We start from the raw sequence: 20,844 nt of genomic DNA, 5'->3' as shown, positions 1-20,844 counted from the left end.
CACCCACCCGATCCCGTGATCATCCTCTTTACTCCGATCTGCTTCTGGATCAACTCCATCCTCCTCGGCATCCTATTCTATGTGAACAGCATCCTCTCATCAGAAGCGCCCCCCGAACCGGAAATCGCCATCTTCGGCTTCATCCTCTCCTTGCTTGCCCTGCTGCTGGCCTACATCCTGAAAGCCTTGAAGAAACCTCTCTTCAGAATCACCGCCACCATCGCCCTGCCGGCCGCATACGGTTGGACCGAAGGATGGGAACAGGCGCTCGCCCTCCTCTTTCTCCTTGCCGTCGCGTGGCTCTACCTCGCCGAATTCGCCTTCATCGCCCGCCGCCTGAAAACCGGCAACGAACCGCCCGCCGACAAGCAGGCATAGCGACACCCCCGCTTACCGCAGAGAAAACCGTCACTTGGGCGCCTGATCCTTGTAATCCGTCGCATTCTCCACCTTGATAATATCCGGAGAAAAAGCTTTTTGCGAAAAAATGCGCTTCAACTCCTCGGGCGAACACCTGAACTCCGGCCGAAAATCCTCCGAATCGGCATAACAAATCAGAGCAGCACGGAACTGCCTCCCCTCCGGCTTATCAAGAAGAGCCGCCGGATCGGCCATGCAAACCAGCAGCCTGCCCTTCCCCACGGACAATTCAAACACGAGCCCCAGCCTGTGATTGCGCTCCACATTATCCACCATCCGGATCACCGGACGCAAACCTTCCGGAGCAGCATCGAGAATAAAAGGCCGCGAATTGTTGACAATACTCCACCATTGCCAATCCGTATGCCCCTCCGTCGGAAACTCCTTGAACAACGAATGCTCCGGATCCATCAGCAAAGACAGCGTACCGGGAGAAACGGGCTTGTTCATCCCCTCCGAAATACCCTTGAACATCGCGAAATTCCAATAATCGGGCGTAGCCATACCGCCGACGGACATATCGGCCACATCCCGGTGATCCGGGAACCACAACACGGCCGTGCCCTCGCTCAACCGCTTCAACATCGCATCGTCCATTCGGGTAGCCACCTCGCAACTCACCGGCTTCACCTCCTCCTTCCGCTCGGGGTAAACCCACAAATGATACCTGTTTTCGCGCGATTCACCCTCAAGCCTGAGAGTAAGCGTCAGCATGGAAGGCCTGTCGATCCCGTCCAGAGGAACCGCCACATGTGAAAGCGGGCTCAACTCTCCCTGGCCGGCACGCACCTCGGCACGGCCTTCCTTCACCACCTTGCCACTCGCATCCGCAAGCTTCCAGAGCAAAGAGGAATGCAAGGCATCCGCCCCGTAATTGGCCACCTGCACATCAAACGCCAAATCTTCGGCATTCGTCCACGTAAACTTATCGAACAAAGCCAGCGGAACGACCGCATGGCAAAACCCGGAAAACTCCTCGCCCTCCATAATCCCCTTGCTATCCATGAATGCATCCAGCAAACCCACCAGCGCCGAACCCTGACCGGGGAAATCCTGCAAATCCAGCATTTGGAACCCGCCGAACCCCGGCGTCCTGATTGCCAGCTCAATATCCGCCTTGTAGCACTGCGCGGCCCATTCACCCGACGCCCGGTGGAACGCCTCCACCAAATCCCCCATCTTCGCTTTCTCAAGGCGCTCCTTGAACACCTGCAAATTCCACGGACGAAGCACACCTTTATACTTCTCCATCTCCCGATAATCCGGATAAACCTGGAACTGCCCCGTCTCATGCCCGATCACGGGAACGGGGCATCCGGCAAGAGCCTTCTCGTAAGTAATCCTCGTCGAAGGATACACCCCGTTCAGAATACCGCCATGCTCGGCATCGGCAAAAGAAAAAGACGACCGCACATGATTCTCGAAATTTCGATTCTCATCCCTTCCGATTCGGCAGGTCGTCAGAAAATCCTCCCCCTTCTGGTACCCGTCGCGGCCCAGATTATTATTGGACCCGAAAGAATACAGAACATCGGCATTCAAACCTCTGTAACCGTCGATAATGGCGCGCATTGCCTCGCCGGAGCCTCCCAGCTCATTACCGAGAGCAAACATCACGAACGAAGGATGGGAAGAATAGGCTTCGATCAAAGCCGCGCCCTCGCGCCGGTAAAAATCCATCAACTCCTTATTGGAACCGTCCACGCCGCCCCAATAGGGAATCTCCGGTTGAAGATACATCCCCAGCTCGTCCGCCGCCTCAAAAGCCGCCTTCGGAGGAGTCCACGAATGGAACCGCACATAATTGATGCCATACGACGACAACTTCCTCAAATACTTCAACCATGCCTCCTTATCCATCGGCGCATACCCCGTCAACGGGAAAACACAGGCATCGTGCTTGCCCCGGAGAAACGTCTTCTTCCCGTTGATGCAGAAATGTGTGCCGGACGTGGAAAACCTCCTCATACCGAACGCCGTCTTATTCTCATCCGACTCGCCTCCGGCCTCCAGCCGGCACGACATCACATAAAGAGCGGGTGAAAACTCGCTCCAGAGCAGAGAATCTTTCCCCATCGGATACTCCAGAACCACCTCATTGAGCCCCGGTTTCAAAGCCAAATCGCGAGACATCCCCGCCGGGCGGCTGGCCTCCGCAGAACCGGGCACCGCCTGCAGCTCGATCCGGGCCGGACGCGCCTCCCCGTAATTCCTCAGCCTCAACCGCACACGCACCGCATCGTCCTCCGGACGAGGAAAAACCATGGCAGATTCAACCAGAGCGGAAGGACGGGCTTCCAGAAAAATCTCGCCGAGTATCCCGTTCCAGTTCGTCTGTGTATGCTCGACCAAAGCATGGGAATTGCCCACGCCGCCGGGATAGTGGCTCTTCCTGTTATCGACAACAACCGTAATCGTATGCACCCCGGGGGTCAAAAACCCCGTCAGATCGTAACGATGCGGAGTTTGCAGCAAATTGCATGTCCCTGCCTCATGCCCGTCAACAAAAACGCTCGTATACTTCGTCCTTTCCAGATGAAGGAAAACCCTCTTATCCTTGAAAGACTCCGGAATCAGAACCTCCTTCCTGTACCGGGCTTCTCCCTCAAACGTCACAAGGCGGGACAAATGCTTCGTCTCGCTGCGATTCGTATTGGCGTTCCCCTTGCCCCATTCATCCATGGTACCCGGTAAAACAACCGTATCCTCCTTCTTGTCCGGAGTGAAAGAAAGCTGCCAATCTCCCGAAAGAGGCAGAACCTCACGGCTCCATCCCGGAACGGCAAACAGGAGGAAAAACGCCAACACCCACCACACCGCCGAACGGCCGGAAAGCACAAACGAAAAACGGAAAAAAACCGAACCCTTGCCTTGCATACAGACAAGGATACGCAACATACTCCCTCAAACTTTCACCACCTCGCTGCCACCACCCGGCTCATCTCGCAGCCCTGCAACAAACTACCTCCCGAGCCACCCTGCGGCAGCCTCCGCACAGCGGCGGCCATCCAGCGCGGCGGACACGATACCGCCCGCATAGCCCGCACCCTCCCCGCAGGGGAACAACCCCTCCAGCTCCGGATGCTGCAACGACTCCGCATCGCGGGGAATACGCACCGGAGAACTCGTCCGCGTCTCGCAACCGATCAGCAGCGCATCCTCCCCGGCAAAACCTCGCAGCTTCCCGTTGAAAAACTTCAGCCCCTCCCGCATCCGCCATGCCACCTCCTGCGGAAGCAAAGCATTCAAATCCCAACGCGAAAGCCCCGGATGGTAACTCGTCTCCGGCAGAGAACCGCTCACCCGCCCCGCCAGAAAATCCGCCACCCGCTGGGCGGGAGCCTTCTGCAAACCGCCTCCCGCCTGCGAAGTCGCCACCTCCAAAGCCTTCTGATACGCAATACCCGACAGCACACCATACTCGGCAGCGAACGCATCCGTATCCTCCGGCTCCACCGTCACCACGAACCCCGAATTCGCAAACGGCGAATTCCGCCTCGACAGCGACATCCCATTCACCACCACCTCGTCATTCTCCGTCGCCGCAGGCACGATAAACCCGCCCGGGCACATGCAGAACGAATGCACCCCGCGCTCTGCGATCTTCGTCGCCAGCGCATACCGCGCCGCAGGCAGCAGCTCCGGCCTCGCCTCGCCGGGGCGCAAATGATACTGCGCCGCATCGATCAACGCCTGCGGATGCTCGATACGCACCCCCACGGCAAACGGCTTCCGCTCCAGCCTCAACCCCTCCTCATGGAACAACCGGTACACATCGCGCGCACTATGCCCCGTCGCCAGAACCACAGCATCGCCCTCCCACACGCGCCCATCGCTCGACACCACCCCGCACAACCGCTTCCCGTCCGCAGACCGAAGCAGCCCCGAAACCCGCGTCGAAAAATGCACCTCGCCGCCAGCCTTCAAAATCGACTCGCGCATCGCCTTCACCACATTCGGCAGCAAATTCGAACCGATATGCGGATGAGCATCCACCAGAATATCCTTCGGCGCGCCATGCGCCACGAAAACCTCATACACCTGCTGCACCGGGCCGCGCTTCGTCGCCCGAGTATACAGCTTCCCGTCCGAAAACGTCCCTGCTCCGCCCTCGCCGAAACAATAATTGGAATCCTCCATCACGCGCCCCTCCCGCATCAGCGGAGCCAAATCGAACCGCCGGGAAGAAACATCCTTCCCGCGCTCCAGCACCACAGGCTTCAACCCCAGCTCCAGACACCGCAACGCCGCAAACAAACCACCCGGTCCCGACCCCACAATCACCACCCTCTTCGCCTCGCCTGCCACTGGAGCATAGGCGCACTGCGGCAACTCCTCCGGTGGCAAAACCTCATCCACCGCCACCTCCAGCCGCAGCAACTCGCAAATCGGCTTCCGGCGCGCATCAATCGACCTCTTCACCAGCCGCACCCCACCGATCCGCGTCGGCGAAACACCCAGCTTCCCCGCCGCAGCCTTCAGCCAGGCGCTCTCCTTCACCGCCTTCCGCAAAGGCAGCAGCACATCCACCACCTCAATCATCCCTGCACCTCCCACACTCCACTAACGACCGGCTGCTGCTGCGTCACGCAATGAATCGCGCCGCCCTCGATCACAAAACGGCGGGCATCCAGCCCCACCACCTGCTTCCCGGGAAAACACTCGCGCAAAATCCCCAGCGCTCGGTCATCATTCCGCTCCTGGCAGAACACCGGCACCAGCACCGCATCATTCACAATCAGGAAATTCGCATAACTCGCGGGCAACTGCTCCAGCCGCCAATCCTCCGCCACCAGCGGATCAGGCATCGGCAAAGGCACCACCTCCACCCGGGAACCGGACACCGTCCGCAGCCCCTGCAGCCTCTCATTATTCTCTGCCAGACTGCGGTAATGCGGAGAATGCACATCCGGCTCCACAATCGACACCACCGCATCCTCCTTCACAAACCGCACCATATCATCGATATGCCCGTCCGTATCGTCCCCCTCGATCCCCTGCCCCAGCCAGAACACCTCCTTCGTACCCAGCATCCGGCCAAGCTCCGCCTCCACATCTGCCTTACTCCACTCCGGATTACGGTTCGCATTCAGCAACACCGCCTCCGTCGTCAGCAACAGCCCCGCGCCATTCCCCTCAATCGCACCGCCCTCCAGAAACAGCCTCGACGAAGACCTCGGCAGCGCGAGCGACTCCGCCACCCTCTCCGGCACCTCGTTATCCAAATCCCACGGCGCGAACTTCCCGCCCCATGCATTGAACTGCCAATCCGTCACCTGCAAACCGCCATCCCTCCGCCGCACGAAAATAGGCCCGTGATCGCGGCACCACACATCATTCGTCGCATGATCGAACAAAGAAAACCTCTCCACCCCACGCTCCTGCAACACACGGCGAACCCCCGCATGCAACCCTGCCGCCGCATTGATCCGCACCTCCGCCTGCCCGGCAATCGCCGCCGCAAGCCCCGCATAAATCCCCTGCAACTCGGCCAAACCGCCCTGCCACAAATCCTCCCGGTGCGGCCATGAAATCCACACCGCCTCCAAAGCCTCCCACTCGGCAGGCCACCTCACATCGGAACCGAACAACGCCTCTGACATAAACTCGAACAAATCAAAACTCCACCCTCAACCCTGCGCCCGGCAGCCGTCCTGCTCCTCCGGACAATAAGGCTCATCCAGAATCTTCTCCATCGACGGCAACCCGGCAAACTCGTCCTGGGAATCCCCCTTCTGCTTCCCGAAAATACCCACCTCAATCAAATTATACACCAGACAACCCACATCCTCCGAACTCCGCACCCCCCACGACTGCAACACCAGCTTCGCCAGCGGCCCGTACTCCTCCAGAGCATGGGCGCAGCAGCCGATATACAACTCCTCGGCGGACAAATGCTTATTGCTCCGACTGCAGGCATAACGCTCCGTCGCCACATCCATCGCCTTCCGAAGAAAATCGTAGGCATCCGCCTTGAAACGGGGATCCTTGCGGCAGGCCAGCTCCACGCCGTCTTCAAAACAATTCGCAAACTCCATGCCGGAACAATACCACCAAAACAACCGCTGCACAAGAACGCATCGCGTCCGAAAACAACTTGCCCGCAACAACGGGCACAACACACGCAACCCCTTGCCGACAGCCGCCGAAAACCACTTTAGTATTGCAAAATCCGCACCGCATGATATGCTATCGCTCTCCCGCGCCTGCACGGCAAGACCCACCAGCACATGAGCTTTCCTTTCTTCACCAAGGCACGCAGCCAAAAACAACAGCTTGACCTCATCCGAGACGAACTCAGGCTCGTGCAAAAACAAATCGCTGCACAGGTCACCAGCTTCGAACCGCATGTGCAGGACTACATGGCCCAGATCTGCAAAGCGCAGGGCAAACTCATCCGCCCCGGCCTCGTCCTCCTCACCGCAGGTGCCACCGGCGGCATCAAACCCGAGCACATCACCTTCGCCGCCATGCTCGAACTCGTCCACATGGCCACCCTCGTCCATGACGACGTCCTCGACCATGCCGACACCCGGCGCGACAAACCCACACCCAACGCCCTCTGGGGCAACGAACTCGCCGTCCTCCTCGGCGACGTCATGCTCTCCCACGCCATGGTCATGGGCACCGAACTCGGCGACACCGAATTCTGCCGCATGATCGCCCAAATCGTCCGCGACGTCTGCCAGGGCGAAGTCGAACAATCCTCCCGCCTCTTCGACCTCGACATGACCCGGGCGGACTACTACGAACTCATCCGCAAAAAAACAGCCTCCCTCTTCGCAGCCGCCATGAAAGGCGCCGCGTGGATCTCCGGCATGCCTGCGGACATCGTCGACGAACTCAACCGCATGGGCACCCTCCTCGGCATCGCCTACCAAATCTACGACGACTGCCTCGACATGGTCGGCAACGAACACAGCGCGGGCAAAACCCTCCACACCGACGCCGAAAAAGGCAAACTCACCCTCCCCGTCTACTTCCTCCTCGAATCCAGCAGCGACGACATCGCCGCCGAAGTACACGACGCCATCGCCCGCCGCGAAGGCATCGACTACGAACGCATCTCCCGCACCAACGCCTTTCAGGAAGCCATCTCCCGCTCCGTCGACGAAGGCCTCGCCCAAACCGCTGCCGCCCGCGAATCCCTCTGGCTCCTCCCGCAAACTCCCTACCGCGACGCCCTCGTCGAAATGACCTACCGCCTCGACGAACTCCTCGAAAACTGCCGCAACTGACCGCAGGCGGCCACAACCATGACCTGCAACCCGGACAAAAACATCCCGCCCACCCCCGAACAAACCCGGAACCTCTGGAACCACATCCGCCGGGAAGCCCGGACTGCGCGCGAAACCGAACCCAGCCTCGCCGGCATCCTCGACGACATCGTCCTCAGCAGCAGCAGCCTCGGCCAAGCCTCCGCCGCCCTCCTCGCTCGCAAACTCGCCCGGGCGGACATCGCCCGCGACCGCCTCGAACCCCTCATCCTCGGCATCTACCGGGACCACCCCGCCATCGAATGCAGCATGGCCGCCGACCTCCTCGCCATCGTCGAGCGTGATGCCGCCTGCCACACCCCCCTGGCCCCCCTTCTCTACTTCAAAGGTTACCACGCCATCTCAGCCTACCGCGTCTCCCACGCCCTCTGGCAGGAAGGCCGCCACCTCATGGCCTACCTCTTCCAAAGCCTCGCATCCGAAACCTTCGCCATCGACATCCACCCAGCCGCCCGCATCGGCTGCGGCATCCTCCTCGACCACGGCACCGGATTCGTCGTCGGTGAAACCGCCATCGTCGAAAACAACGTCTCCATCCTCCACGAAGTCACCCTCGGAGGCACCGGCAAAGAAGACGGCGACCGCCACCCCATCGTCCGCTCCGGAGTCCTCATCGGAGCTGGGGCCAAAATCCTCGGCCGCGTCGAAATCGGCCAATGCGCGAAAATCGCCGCATCCTCCGTCGTCCTCACCGACGTACCGCCCCACACCACCGTGGCGGGCGTACCTGCCGTCATCGTCGGCACCACGTGCGAACCCAACCCCGCACTCGACATGAACCAGAACCTCTAGGCCCCTCCAGGCCCGGAAACCTACACACCAACCCGCCGCGCCGCACCTGCCCGCACGGCCGCCACACGGACATGCCACCACAAAACGCCCACCTCGACCCGCTCGACACCCTGCAGGCCACCTTCGGCTTCAGCTCCCTCCGCCCCGGGCAGGACAGCGTCGTCCAGGCAGTCATGGCCGGGAAGGACACCCTCGCCATCATGCCCACCGGCGGCGGCAAATCCCTCTGCTACCAGCTCCCCGCCCTCTGCAGGCCCGGCCTCACCCTCGTCGTCAGCCCCCTCATCGCCCTCATGAAAGACCAGGTCGATGCCCTCGAACAGCGCGGCATCCCCGCCGTCATGATCAACAGCACCCTCACCGCTGAAGAACACCGCGAACGCCTGCGCGCCCTCCGGCAGCAAACCTGCAGAATCCTCTACGTCGCCCCCGAACGCTTCGCTCAGGACTCCTTCATGAGCCTCCTCGCGGAAACACCCATCAGCCTCATCGCCATCGACGAAGCCCACTGCCTCAGCCAGTGGGGCCACGACTTCCGCCCCGACTACCTCCGCCTCGGCCGCGTCATCGAACAACTCGGCCACCCCCAAACCATCGCCCTCACCGCCACCGCCACCCGCCAGGTCCGGGAAGACATCCTCAACCACCTCCGCCTCCGCGACCCCGCCGTCATCATCAGCGGCTTCGCCCGCGACAACCTCACCTTCCGCACCACTCCTTGCGACACCCAGCAGGAAAAACTCCTCCGCCTCCACCAGCTCATTCGCGAATGGAAAACAGGCATCATCTACTGCTCCACCCGCAAAAAAGTAATGACCGTCTTCGGCGACCTCAAAGAACATGGCATCAACGCCATCGCCTACCACGCCGGACTCACCGACGCCGAACGCGAATACGCCCAAAACCAATTCATCAACCGAGAGGCGGACATCGCCGTCGCCACCAACGCCTTCGGCATGGGCATCGACCGTGCGGACGTCCGCTTCGTCGCCCACTACGAAATCCCCGGCAGCGTCGAAGCATACTACCAGGAAGCAGGCCGCGCCGGACGCGACGGCCGGCCCGCCCACTGCGAACTCCTCTTCAACCACGCCGACCTCCGCACACAGGAATACTTCTTCGAAGGCTCCAACCCCGGCTACAACACCATCGCAGACATCTACACCTGGCTCCGCCGCCACAGCGACCCCGACACCCACACCATCGAAGCCACCATCGACGAAATAGCCGACTCCCTCCGCATCAAAAACACCATGGGCATCAGCTCCGCCATCGCCACACTCGTCCATGCCGGAGCCATCCAACGCTACGACATCCCCGGCAAAACAGCCCGCGGCACCCGCATCTGCCACCCCGACCTCCCCGCCACCCGCCTCGGCATCGACCGCGAACACCTCCGCGAAAAAGAAACCCGCGACCACGCCAAAATCGACACCGTCACCCAATACGCCTACAGCCACACCTGCCGCCAGCAGTGGATCCTTGACTACTTCGGCGAACCCGACCCCCAGCCCTGCGGCCGGTGCGACATCTGCCTCCCACCCGATGCCGCCTCCTACCCCGCCCTCGAAGGCGAACCCCTCCTCACCGTCCGCAAAGCCCTCAGCGGCATCGCACGGGCCTCCCGTCGCCGCAGCGACGGCACATGGGAAGCCATCTTCGGCCGCAACAAAATCATGCAAATGCTCCGTGGAGTCCAAAGCCCAGCCATCGCCCACATGACGGACCTCAGCACCTACGGCATCCTCAAAAACCTCAGCGAAAACGCCATCAAAGCCCTCTTCCGCTGCCTCGCCAAAGCAGGCTGCCTCGCCACCACCGGAGGCGACCGCCCCCTCCTCACCCTCAGCCGTCGCGGCCACGACATCATGACCGGTCAAACCCCCGCCACCATCCCCACCACCGGCTGGGCGGGCAACATCACCCACAGCCCCATGCGCGGAACAACCTCCTCCCGCACCATCGACGGCATCGCCCTCGGCCAACCCGACCGCGCCCTCTACGACCTCCTCTCCGCCCTCCGGAAAAACCTCGCTCATGAACAGGGCATCCCGCCCTACCGCATCATGACCAACGAAACCCTCCTCGCCCTCTCCGCCGTCAAACCTCTCACAGCCGAAGCCGCCATGCCCATCAAAGGCATCGGCCCCGCCACCGCGGAAAAATACCTCCCCCACTTTCTCGAACTCATCGCCGAATATTTGGAAGGATAACAAAACAACCGTGCAATATCGTTTTTAAGTCATATCCATAAGATTGGATAGATGGTATTTTGCTATTTGTTTACGCCAAAATAAAATAACAAATTAGTATACTATTGTATTTTATTATATTTATATAGATATTAAGATTGATAATTAGCACGAAATTTATAATATCCATCTTGCGATATATTAATAAAATTTAATTGTGCCCGCCTAACCCATTATTATTTCCACTAAACTTTCATTATACAATATGACAATCAAGAATATTAGAATTAGCCACGTTCGAGGTATCCGTGAAATGATAATCAACGATGACATAATCAAAAATCGCCCCAATATCTTAGTAGCCCCCAACGGTTTTGGGAAAACATCCATTGCTACAGCGTTTAGCAGTATATCAAAACACACATCCATTAAATTAGCTGATAAGGATCGCCACATGCATAGCGAAGAAAACAAACCACAAATCGAATTGACTGTGGACGGAAATGGATGTCCAGAAAATTTAAAAGCTACAGAGAATACACGTACCAATACCGTCCGTAAATATTTTGATATTCAAGTCATTTCCGACTTGCGAAAAATCCAAGCCCATACACAGTACGGTTCAAGAAGACCTAAAGGAAAAATGATCATACCCCCAATCATTATATGCGAGAAAATCTCGCGTGAAGTATCCCCATACAAAATAAGAGAACTCAAACAGATATTTGGATTGCACGCTGATGCACTCCCAAATATGAAATCTGTACTTTTAGAATCAAATATATTTATTATGAGATGTCTCGAATGCAATCCTTATATCTTAACTCTTACAAAAAAAATACATTTTGATAAAATTGATGAGATCCGGAAGCAATTATCTTCCTACCAAGGTACAATGGAAGAAGCAAAAAATGCAATCAACCAATCTTTAACTGCTTTAATCAATCATTTGCCAGAGCTAAAGGAATTTATGACTCTTATCGAAAAAACAGGGAGTATCGACCAGATAGATGCTTTCTTACTGATTTGGCAAATATTGATAATAGAGACGAACACACCTAATGCTCTAATAAAGCATTTGAAATGGCTCCGTTATTCAAATATCAAAAAATCATTAACACAAAGTATAAAAGATCTCAATACGTCATGGAAAGATGTTTCTATAAAAGAAACCCAAGGTAATTTAGTTGTTGAACTACCTGATCCGGAACACATCTCAAATGGTCAACGAGATATATTAATACTTATCTCTTTACTATATATCACTCGATACAATTTAACAAAAGAACGTGCAATATTAATAATAGATGAAATTTTTGACTATTTGGATGACGCCAATCTTACTGTAGCGCAATATTATATATCCCAACTCATTAATGATTACAAACATCAAGGCAGGTCCATTTACACAATAATTTTAACTCATTTAAATCCATCCTTTTTTTATAATTATGTATTTAGTAAGCAAAATATAGTATATCTGAAAACAGATCTGCAGCATCATTCTACCCCAGCTATGCAAAAGCTTATCGCCGCGCGTTCAGACAAAACAATTCCAAATACATTACTTGAGAATATTTCCAAATATCTCGTGCATTATCATACGGATGATTATGATTTCAGGACTGAATTACGTACAGTTTCTGGTACAAAATCAAGCTGGGGAAAAGCCGGAAAGTTCCAAGAATTTCTTATGAAAGAATTTAAAAAGTATAAAGGCGACCAGCCAAGTGATCCTCTTGCGATTTGCGCAATAACCAGATATTCGATCGAAAAACTGGCATTCCAACAAATTGAACATCTGCCCAACGCTAATCCTAAATTTTTCGATACACACACGACCAGACACAAACTGGATTATGCAACCAGTTTAAATGCCAATATCCCTGAAAGCCACTATCTTTTACGAATAATTTTTGATGATGGTCTACATTGGTCACCAAATCAAGACACTATTCCACCGATTTCAGCTAAACTCACTCATCCTATTATAAAAAAGATGATTGTAAATATAGTAGATCTGGCATATCCAGATTCAATCATACAATGCATTCATTCATAATCGACACACATCAAGAATTAATGATTCAATTATGAATATATTTAAATCCTCTCTATATATTATTATGTACATACGTGCTGAAGAGATGTCACAAATTTTCTTACCTCAATACGAAGGCAATCTTCACAAACTCTCATAGGCGTTCGCCTATTCATCCGTTTCTCACAAAACAACCATTTCAACATTTGCCTCCTGCACTTCGCCGGACTCGGAACATTCCTGCTCCTTGACCACTGCCGGAACGGAAAACTTCACCGGCACCCGGAACACCTTCGGCTGGCTCCACCGGTAAGGCACCGCCTTGACCGACTTCAACGGCTTACCATCCGTAAAAATGCGGTAGGACGTATACTGCGTATTGCCCAGCCCGAGCATCACCACGCTCTCCCGCATCGCTCGCAACGGCTGTCCATCCTCCCTCATGAATTCGAACCGTGTAACCCCGACGACATCACGAAACTTCAATTCCAAAGCAACCGAATCAGATCCTGTCTCAAGTGAACGCAAAAGCACGGGCATATCGCCGACAAGAAACTCCGTATTCTCGCGCAGCGTCACCTCCACGGCCTTCATCGGCTCATCCCGCTCCGCTGCCAGTATAGCAACCTCCCCCTCTACCTCGAACGCCTCTTTCGGCAGCGGCTCCAAAAGGAGAATCGTCATATCCGTATCGCTCCGTACCGCGCCTTCTTCATTGAACATGAAATGTCCATACGTCATCCATAACAACCTGCTATTCGGTTTGGATTTCAAGTGAAGAAAGGCGGCATCATCCATGCCGAACATCGTCATCCCCGGCACCTTCAACCCAGCCTTCAAAAACACATGCACAGACTGGCTATCACGCAACACATCGCCCACCTCCACCTTCAGAGGAGAAACCTCCTGTTGGACGACACTTTGCCTTTGTGCCACACTGCCATGAGCAGAACAGAACAGGGTAAAAACAGGCAGAATGAATAAAAAATGGAAATTCATAAGTTATATGGATGTTTTCATATTCAAAAGACAAAGAACAAATTATTCAGCGGGAGAACCATCGTCATTGCGGAGGTATACATACCCATACCCCCGCTCATTCAAAAGGAATTGCGGATCATTTCTCTGAAAAAGACAAACGATGGCATTGGAATATCGATCTCCCTTCTTGCGATAAACAACAGCCCGCACCTTTTCTTGCCGATTCCGGAACATAATAGATGTTCGGTAGGTACCGGCAACCGCATATCCACTTTTCGCACATCGAGAAGTCATTTCATCTTCGGTGATCTTCTTCGCATACGTCGCTTGATAGGATTCTTCCGAAGGTTCGGACCATGTAGGCATATAATGTTGCCGTATTTGCTGTTGAATACACGATGTACAGCACGTTGCGCACATGATGCACGGGAGCACCAATAATCGGAAGAAAGTCATTGTTATTTATATTAATGTGAAATGTGAAAGGCGAAAATTCGTCCATTGTTTTTGAACCACAGATGGGGGAAAATTTGATGATACGCCCTGTATCGACTCATAGAAAAACATAATACTGAACCCTGAACATGAAGAGTCACTTCGAAAATACATTACTCCTTGTTCATGGGTTTCATTCTTGATAAATATTCCTGATAATATGCATACATATGAAAATCAAATTTATCTTGTCCTAAATCAGGCACGACAAAAGAACCTTGCGGCGGGTTATATTCACCCGCAGGCGCATAGAATAATCTATACCGCACACCATCTATGGTCTCTTCCTGCTTCAGCTCTTTTCCCCTATCCTTCTCCGAGAGAAAAATCAAATATGGAGGCAGACTATAATCATCGGCATGATCCCTTGTTGACTGGTCAGTCGAATCGTCACTTTTTACAACATGGAGAACAAAAGATGGATATTCTAAAGGAAAAAAAGCATGCTCAAGCCTCAAATCATGCCTCCCGGGAGGTAACGGCACATTGGAAAAAGAAAACTCCCTTTCAAAACTTTGCCTGGGCTGCAACTGGACAGATACAGGCACAAGACCTTGCAGAACTTCATCATCCGGACAAAAGCAATCTCCGGAATAGAGAAAATCATCATCCACAAGCAGATTTATACGGCTAGCTTGATCGCGCAGCGCAAAACGGTACCCCCATACAGGAATCTCAACAGGCTGACGGGAAGTATTTTGAAAAACGAGCTTGCAAGAAAGCCTCTCTGCCGAACGGTCATACCGCACGTTCCGTACTTTAAGAGCAAGACTCACATCGAAAACAAGCGATCCTTGAGCATCCTCCCCGACGATCCATCCCAGCGTTGGCGTAGATATTGCCAACGGATGATTCTTGTCTCTCAATCCATTTCCTGCAAGTATTTTGGATGATGGAGCAAGGAAAATGCGGAAATCTCTTGCACAAAACAGCGGAATCACTTCCTGAGACGGAGTACCCACCTCATTTCGGACCACAATGAAATTCATCCCCCGTTTCAAAGGCACGGTCATCCATCGCACCAACCGTTGCATACCGTCAGGAGCCATACCGTCCCAATAATCAGGCGTGGGAGCATTCAGCACATGGCCGGGTTCCCAAGATTCCACCCTGCGGTGCAAATGATCGTATGCGGCTATACTCACTTGGGAAGCCGCGATTTCATCCTTTGCCTGAGCTTCCGGGAGGATAATATGAACAAGCACCGATCCATGTTCCGGCAAAACGACACACCGATTCACGAACCATTCCGGACGATCTTCCTGAAACGATGTCTTTGCATCAACTGATTGCAAAAGAAAACATGTAACAAGGCAAACACAAGACACAATAAATTTCATCACTGTTTTTTGGGTCGGGGGTCGCATCCTCTCCTTATGCGTGCTTGCTATTCTGTCCAAAACAACAAAACACGTATAACAAAACCATGCTGTTTTTGTATACAGAAACCCACTTCACCTGTCAACATCTATTTTTCAACGCACTGCGCCTTCACCTGTAATGACAAAAGGCGAATTTCATCTCAATAGTTCGCGTTTTTTATTGAGTTTTGCCTTTAATCCCCCGTTTCAAGCACAACACGCGTTGAGCCAACGCTGCATCTTTCAAAATGATTTTTCTATCATTTCTGCAAACGACAAATCGAAAAATTTTGCCGTCTTGTTCAAATATGCGGCACCGCCGCCAGCAACCGGCGTGTGTAATCATGCTCCGGAGCGGTGAAAACCCGCTCACCGTCGCCGTATTCCACGATTTCCCCTTTCCTCATCACCGCGATGCGATCGGCCATGTAGCGGACAACGGAAAGGTCGTGCGAAATGAAAATCATCGTCAGGCCGAGGTTCTTTGTCAGATCCGTCAGCAGATTCAGTATTTGCGACTGGATCGAAACATCGAGCGCGGACACAGGTTCATCCGCAATCACCAAGGCAGGTTCCGGCGCAATGGCGCGGGCAATGGCAACGCGCTGCCGCTGGCCGCCGGAAAACTCATGCGGGTACTTGAACATCAGTTCGGGACTCAATCCCACACGCTCCATCAGCTCTGCCACAGCCTCCTCCCGCCCGCTCTTCGGCAAAGCTTTGCGACGGGAAAGCGCCTCCCACAGCGTCGCAAAGACACTGAAGCGCGGATTCAACGATGCGTAGGGATCCTGAAACACCATCTGGAAATCCGGCCTGCGGCGGCGCACCTCCGCACCGGAAAGCTGCGACAGGTCCTCGCCATCCAGCACGATGCGCCCCGAAGTAAGCGGCTGCAACTGCATGATGGCCCGCGAAAGGGTGGACTTGCCGCAGCCCGACTCGCCCACCAGCCCCAGAATCTCGCCCCGCTCCACCTGAAGATTTACACCGTTCACGGCCTTCACCACATCGCGCGACACGCCCCAAGCCTTCCGCACCGGGAAATGCACACATACGTCCTGAAGCTCCAGATAGGCCATGCGCGCATTCTACAAACAGGCAGGCAGGCATTCAAGCCCGAAAAAATCGCCCATCTCCGCTTCAGGCATCATTTTCCCTCTTGACTTCCACCCTCTACCGTGATAATTTCCGTCCGTACCTGAAAACAGGCCTATGGTGTAATTGGCAACACACCGGTTTCTGGCACCGATATTTGGGGTTCGAGTCCCTATAGGCCTACCAATTCAAACAAAAAGCCCCTGAACATGCTTCAGGGGTTTTTGCTTTCTCTCATTTCGCACGTTACAAAGCAGTACTCAATCGCATAAGGCTGAGACAGGCAATGCCATCATTCCATCTCTCTTTCAACATTTTATCAAATCCTTCGCGTTCATCGCATTTATATAAATCTTTGCACATATTCAAGAAACCATCTCTCCATGTAGTACAAGTCGACAAAAGAGAAAACAAGGCATAACATTTTTCTAGAATATCATATTGATCTTTTGCAACTAGTATCTCCTTTTGAGATATATTAGGGGCAAACAATGCAATAATTTCTTCAGTGGGAATCGAAGAAGTCAGCATTCGCTCCATAATCTTTTCTTCAAAGCAATAACAATAGATCAACATCATGCAAAGAATAATGTGTGCGGGAGAATCATCATCTGCCATTCTCAATCCATCATTCGCAACTAATTGAAATATATAAATATATCTACTATATGTTTCAATCTCTCTCAATGAACGGTATTGCATATCGAATAAAAGTTCAAGGAACTCCCTGACGTACTTTTGACCAATAATGTAATCCGTTTCTTTGTGTTTAGCTAATTCGGCATGCAAATGCAGAAGACTTACCTTTCGCTCTCTCGAACCACGTTTTGCTGTACGTGGAAAAGAGATATTAATTTTAATAAATTTATCCAAATACCTCTTCGCATCCACCGTATTACCGTATCGCTGCTTAATGATCGCGTGTAACTGGGCCGAATTGGCAACAAGCATGAATTTGATACCCTCGACATCAAATATGTGTTTCATGTGTTCCAATAATTCAATTGCAAAATCGGGACGGCAGCGATCCAATTCATCCAATAAGAAGATGATTTTTTGCTCTTTCACCAATTCTGACAAACATTTTTTTAACTGATCAATCATTTGTTGGCTACTCTCATATTCTTGCATAGATTGATATACAGCCAACTCTACCGGATTTTTGATTGATTGGCACAAATCCTCAACTCCTTCAAGCAACTTTTCTTCACGTTCTCCGGCACACAATCTCAACACGCCTTTTATGAAAGAACCAGCTACACGCCTTGCCACTTTTCCAAATTCTTCCGGATGGGGACTCATATTTACTAAACTTGCCAGAAGCATAATGATCGGATCGTCCAGATGGTCTGCCCTGAATGTATCAATATAAATACATTTGTAACTGGGTAAAACACCTTCTTCTTCAATGTAGGATTGAAATTTTTCACAAAATTCCGTCTTCCCGCATCCCCAAGGCCCATCAAGTAACATGGGAAACACATCAACCTCGGAATGGAGAAATTTCACGATATTTTCAGCAACAATTATGCGATTATATTCATCACGATCTCGAAATGTTTTTCTTCGTTTGTCCATCATAAATAAATTTGTTATTAAGGATATAAGAATAGAATCCCTCACTAGAGTCAATAAAAAACATCACCCCTTCCAGTTCCACCAAAGCAGCTTCTCCGGCTCCCGCTTCTCCTCAGGCGTACGGGCATAATAAACGGCGCAGCGGAAGACGTACAGCATGCAGCGGTCCTGCACCGCACCGCGATAGCGATTGTGCGCCTCGTACAATTCATCCGCATCACGCCCGGCAAGTTCTTCCACCCCGTGCAGCCCCAAATTCCACAAATCCTCCGCAATCACCTTGCCGACGCCCGGCAGCCGGCGCAACTCGCGCAGACCCCTCTTCTTTTCGCTTTCGCCGTCCATCCCTTACATGATAGGTCGAAAGGTATTTCCCGGCAAGGCATTTTTACGCTTTCGTGCTTCCGCCATGCAGCAATTCACCCCGCTGCATACGCTTCCTTGGCTTGACTCGAAGGCCTTGCAGGTGTTCGATAGGAAGCGACACATCATGAACAGCCATCCCTTTCTGAACCCGGTCATGCTCCCCGCATGGTCCGAGCTTACTCCCGAACGCGCATCGGCCGATATCCGCGAAGCCGTCAAGCAGGCCCAAGCCTCCATCGATGCCATTTGCAGCGTCACCGAACCCACTTACGCCAATACGTTTGCCGCGCTTGAATCCGCCTCCGAACCGCTTCACCGCGCCTGGGGCCGCCTGATGCACCTCGATTCCGTGAACGACAATGCCGCACAGCGCGAAGCCATTGCCGAACTGATGCCGGAAGTCGTCGTCTTCTCTTCCTCCATCGCCCTGAATCCCCGCCTGTGGCAGGTACTGAAGCATGCTGCGGCACAGCCGTGGGTAGCCGGGCTCTCGCCCGCGAAACAACGCTTCATTCAGGAAACCCTCGCCGACTTCCGCGAAAGCGGCGCCGACCTCCCCGAAGACAAAAAGGCCCGCTATGCCGAGATCGAAACCGAGCTCTCGCTGGCCACCAAGCAATTCTCCGAAAACGTCCTCGACTCCACCAACGCGTGGGAACACATCGTCACGGATGAATCGGAACTGGCCGGACTGCCCGACTCCGCCCGCGAAGCCGCGCGCCTGAACGCCCTCGCCAAAGGATACGGCACCGAGGAAGCCCCGCAGTGGCGCTTCACCCTCCAATTCCCCTCCATGAGCCCCGTCATGCAGTTCGCGGACAGCGACTCCCTCCGCAAAACCCTTTGGGAAGGGGCAAACACCATCGGCAGCGGCGAACAGTACGACAACGCCGCCCTCATCGCCAAAATCCTTGACCTCCGGCAGGAAAAGGCCGAAATGCTCGGCTTCGCCAACTTCGCGGACTACACCACCTCCCGCCGCATGGCCGGCACCGGGGCCAACGCCCTGCGCTTCATCGACACGATGCACGAAAAAGTCCACCCGAAATTCATTGAAGAGCAGGAAACCGTCCGCCGCTACAAGGAGCGCATCACCGGACAGCCCGCCGAACGCCTCAACCCGTGGGAAATCGGCTACTGGAGCGAAAAACAGCGCAAGGAACTCTACGACTTCGACAGTGAAGAACTGCGCCCGTACTACTCCGTACCGAACGTCATGAAAGGCCTCTTCGACATCTACTCCACTCTCTACGGCATCCGCGTCACCGAACGCACCACCGCATGGCGCGAACCCGGCAGCAGCGAACCGCTGCCCGAAGGCGCCGTCGAAGTCTGGCACCCCGAAGTCCTCTTCTACGACATCCACGACACCGCCACCGGAGACCACCTCGGCTCCTTCTATGCAGACTGGCACCCGCGCGACAGCAAACGCGCCGGAGCATGGATGAACTGCCTCCAGACCGGGCTTCCGCCCATGGACGGCCAGCCCCGCATCCCCCATCTCGGCCTCATGTGCGGCAACATGACGAAACCCGTCGGCGCCGCCCCGGCCCTGCTCGACCACCGCGAAGTCGAAACCGTCTTCCACGAATTCGGCCACCTCCTCCACCAGCTCCTCTCCGATGTCGAAGTCAAAAGCCTCGCAGGCACCAGCGTCGCGTGGGATTTCGTCGAACTCCCCTCCCAAATCAATGAAAACTGGTGCTGGGAACGCGAATCCGTCAACCTCTATGGCCGCCACTACCAAACGGGCGAAACCATCCCGGACGCCCTCTTCGCCAAAATGCTCGCCGCACGCAACTACCAAAGCGCCACGGCCTGCATGCGCCAGCTCTCCTTCGGCAAGCCCGACCTCGAACTACACACCCGCCTCGACCGCTACCGCGGCCGCGACCTCGAAGAAATCGACCGCGAAATCCTCGCGGACTACCGCATGCCCAACCCCATCGAAGCGCCGTCCGTCCTCCGCCGCATGACCCACCTCTTCGCGGACTCCACGGGCTATGCCGCCGGATACTACTCCTACAAATGGGCTGAAGTCCTCGAAGCCGACGCCTTCTCCCGCTTCCTCAAGGAAGGCGTACTCAATCCCGCAGTCGGTGCGGACTTCCGCCGCTGCATCCTCAGCAAAGGCAACAGCAAACCCGCCGCCGAACTCTACCGCGACTTCATGGGCCGCGACCCCGACCCGGACGCACTGCTCATCAAAACAGGCATCATCGCCTGACCTCCCCGCCTCACGG

15 protein-coding genes and 1 tRNA gene are annotated in these 20,844 nt (G+C 54.3%); 7 read left to right on the top strand and 9 right to left on the bottom strand.

The window, feature by feature from the left end; genetic code table 11:
• Nucleotides 1-378: hypothetical protein (locus tag AC781_RS14065; protein ID WP_218107263.1), on the top strand; the 378-nt coding region annotated here is incomplete at its 5' end.
• A gap of 30 nt (nt 379-408) precedes the next feature.
• Here the strand turns inward: AC781_RS14065 and AC781_RS07960 are convergent.
• The 4 genes from AC781_RS07960 to AC781_RS14060 form a co-directional block, all read right to left on the bottom strand.
• Nucleotides 409-3,318: a glycoside hydrolase family 2 protein gene (locus AC781_RS07960; RefSeq protein WP_071133315.1), complete on the bottom strand. Its 2,910-nt coding sequence runs from the start codon at nt 3,316-3,318 to the stop codon at nt 409-411.
• Nucleotides 3,319-3,381: 63 nt separating this feature from the next.
• The gene (locus tag AC781_RS07955; RefSeq protein WP_067776245.1) at nt 3,382-4,962 is read right to left on the bottom strand and encodes an NAD(P)/FAD-dependent oxidoreductase; all 1,581 of its coding nucleotides are present in this window, start codon (nt 4,960-4,962) and stop codon (nt 3,382-3,384) included.
• On the bottom strand, nt 4,959-6,023 hold the full coding sequence (locus AC781_RS07950; protein WP_067776206.1) for an agmatine deiminase family protein: 1,065 nt from the start codon (nt 6,021-6,023) through the stop codon (nt 4,959-4,961). Before AC781_RS07950 ends, AC781_RS07955 begins: the two co-directional genes overlap by 4 nt.
• Nucleotides 6,024-6,050: 27 nt before the next feature.
• A complete protein-coding gene (locus tag AC781_RS14060) occupies nt 6,051-6,458 on the bottom strand; it encodes a Minf_1886 family protein (protein WP_067776203.1) in 408 nt (135 codons plus the stop codon).
• A 192-nt stretch (nt 6,459-6,650) separates the two neighbouring features.
• Between AC781_RS14060 and AC781_RS07940 the strand changes: the two genes are divergently transcribed.
• From AC781_RS07940 to AC781_RS07925, 4 genes are all read left to right on the top strand, one after another.
• Nucleotides 6,651-7,658: a polyprenyl synthetase family protein gene (locus AC781_RS07940; protein ID WP_067776200.1), complete on the top strand. Its 1,008-nt coding sequence runs from the start codon at nt 6,651-6,653 to the stop codon at nt 7,656-7,658.
• 18 nt (nt 7,659-7,676) lie between these two features.
• Nucleotides 7,677-8,489, top strand: a complete 813-nt coding sequence (gene cysE, locus AC781_RS07935) for a serine O-acetyltransferase (protein WP_067776196.1) — start codon at nt 7,677-7,679, stop codon at nt 8,487-8,489.
• Between the two features lie 71 nt (nt 8,490-8,560).
• A complete protein-coding gene (locus AC781_RS07930) occupies nt 8,561-10,702 on the top strand; it encodes a RecQ family ATP-dependent DNA helicase (RefSeq protein WP_067776193.1) in 2,142 nt (713 codons plus the stop codon).
• 244 nt (nt 10,703-10,946) lie between these two features.
• Nucleotides 10,947-12,743, top strand: coding sequence for an OLD family protein (locus tag AC781_RS07925; RefSeq protein WP_067776190.1), 1,797 nt, complete (start codon nt 10,947-10,949; stop codon nt 12,741-12,743).
• 162 nt (nt 12,744-12,905) lie between these two features.
• On the opposite strand, the gene AC781_RS07920 is transcribed toward AC781_RS07925, so the two are convergent.
• From AC781_RS07920 to AC781_RS07910, 3 genes are all read right to left on the bottom strand, one after another.
• Entirely contained in the window at nt 12,906-13,658 is a 753-nt protein-coding gene (locus tag AC781_RS07920) for a hypothetical protein (protein WP_141675822.1), read from the bottom strand.
• A 653-nt stretch (nt 13,659-14,311) separates the two neighbouring features.
• Nucleotides 14,312-15,538, bottom strand: coding sequence for a hypothetical protein (locus AC781_RS07915; RefSeq protein ID WP_141675821.1), 1,227 nt, complete (start codon nt 15,536-15,538; stop codon nt 14,312-14,314).
• 323 nt (nt 15,539-15,861) lie between these two features.
• Nucleotides 15,862-16,641, bottom strand: coding sequence for an ATP-binding cassette domain-containing protein (locus AC781_RS07910; RefSeq protein WP_067776180.1), 780 nt, complete (start codon nt 16,639-16,641; stop codon nt 15,862-15,864).
• Nucleotides 16,642-16,768: 127 nt separating this feature from the next.
• Here AC781_RS07910 and AC781_RS07905 point away from each other — a divergent pair.
• Nucleotides 16,769-16,843 (top strand) — tRNA-Gln (locus AC781_RS07905).
• 60 nt (nt 16,844-16,903) lie between these two features.
• Here AC781_RS07905 and AC781_RS07900 read toward each other — a convergent pair.
• A complete protein-coding gene (locus tag AC781_RS07900; RefSeq protein WP_067776177.1) occupies nt 16,904-18,238 on the bottom strand; it encodes a KAP family P-loop NTPase fold protein in 1,335 nt (444 codons plus the stop codon).
• Between the two features lie 60 nt (nt 18,239-18,298).
• The gene (locus AC781_RS07895; RefSeq protein WP_067776174.1) at nt 18,299-18,580 is read right to left on the bottom strand and encodes a helix-hairpin-helix domain-containing protein; all 282 of its coding nucleotides are present in this window, start codon (nt 18,578-18,580) and stop codon (nt 18,299-18,301) included.
• Nucleotides 18,581-18,725: 145 nt separating this feature from the next.
• Here AC781_RS07895 and AC781_RS07890 point away from each other — a divergent pair, with 145 nt between their 5' ends.
• Nucleotides 18,726-20,828: a M3 family metallopeptidase gene (locus AC781_RS07890; protein ID WP_067776242.1), complete on the top strand. Its 2,103-nt coding sequence runs from the start codon at nt 18,726-18,728 to the stop codon at nt 20,826-20,828.
• Nucleotides 20,829-20,844: the final 16 nt, after the last annotated feature.

The organism is Neoakkermansia glycaniphila (assembly GCF_001683795.1).
GTDB lineage: Bacteria > Verrucomicrobiota > Verrucomicrobiia > Verrucomicrobiales > Akkermansiaceae > Akkermansia > Akkermansia glycaniphila.
The sequence above is the reverse complement of the archived record's forward strand: the minus strand, read 5'-3'. Positions and strand labels throughout refer to the sequence as shown.

What these genes read in the sequence shown, in the direction of transcription:
- AC781_RS07960 (WP_071133315.1), bottom strand. Translation starts at nt 3,318, where the DNA reads ATGTTGCGTATCCTTGTCTGTATGCAAGGCAAGGGTTCGGTTTTTTTC.
- AC781_RS07955 (WP_067776245.1), bottom strand. Translation starts at nt 4,962, where the DNA reads ATGATTGAGGTGGTGGATGTGCTGCTGCCTTTGCGGAAGGCGGTGAAG.
- AC781_RS07950 (WP_067776206.1), bottom strand. Translation starts at nt 6,023, where the DNA reads ATGTCAGAGGCGTTGTTCGGTTCCGATGTGAGGTGGCCTGCCGAGTGG.
- AC781_RS14060 (WP_067776203.1), bottom strand. Translation starts at nt 6,458, where the DNA reads ATGGAGTTTGCGAATTGTTTTGAAGACGGCGTGGAGCTGGCCTGCCGC.
- AC781_RS07940 (WP_067776200.1), top strand. Translation starts at nt 6,651, where the DNA reads ATGAGCTTTCCTTTCTTCACCAAGGCACGCAGCCAAAAACAACAGCTT.
- cysE (WP_067776196.1), top strand. Translation starts at nt 7,677, where the DNA reads ATGACCTGCAACCCGGACAAAAACATCCCGCCCACCCCCGAACAAACC.
- AC781_RS07930 (WP_067776193.1), top strand. Translation starts at nt 8,561, where the DNA reads ATGCCACCACAAAACGCCCACCTCGACCCGCTCGACACCCTGCAGGCC.
- AC781_RS07925 (WP_067776190.1), top strand. Translation starts at nt 10,947, where the DNA reads ATGACAATCAAGAATATTAGAATTAGCCACGTTCGAGGTATCCGTGAA.
- AC781_RS07915 (WP_141675821.1), bottom strand. Translation starts at nt 15,538, where the DNA reads ATGAAATTTATTGTGTCTTGTGTTTGCCTTGTTACATGTTTTCTTTTG.
- AC781_RS07910 (WP_067776180.1), bottom strand. Translation starts at nt 16,641, where the DNA reads ATGGCCTATCTGGAGCTTCAGGACGTATGTGTGCATTTCCCGGTGCGG.
- AC781_RS07900 (WP_067776177.1), bottom strand. Translation starts at nt 18,238, where the DNA reads ATGATGGACAAACGAAGAAAAACATTTCGAGATCGTGATGAATATAAT.
- AC781_RS07895 (WP_067776174.1), bottom strand. Translation starts at nt 18,580, where the DNA reads ATGGACGGCGAAAGCGAAAAGAAGAGGGGTCTGCGCGAGTTGCGCCGG.
- AC781_RS07890 (WP_067776242.1), top strand. Translation starts at nt 18,726, where the DNA reads ATGAACAGCCATCCCTTTCTGAACCCGGTCATGCTCCCCGCATGGTCC.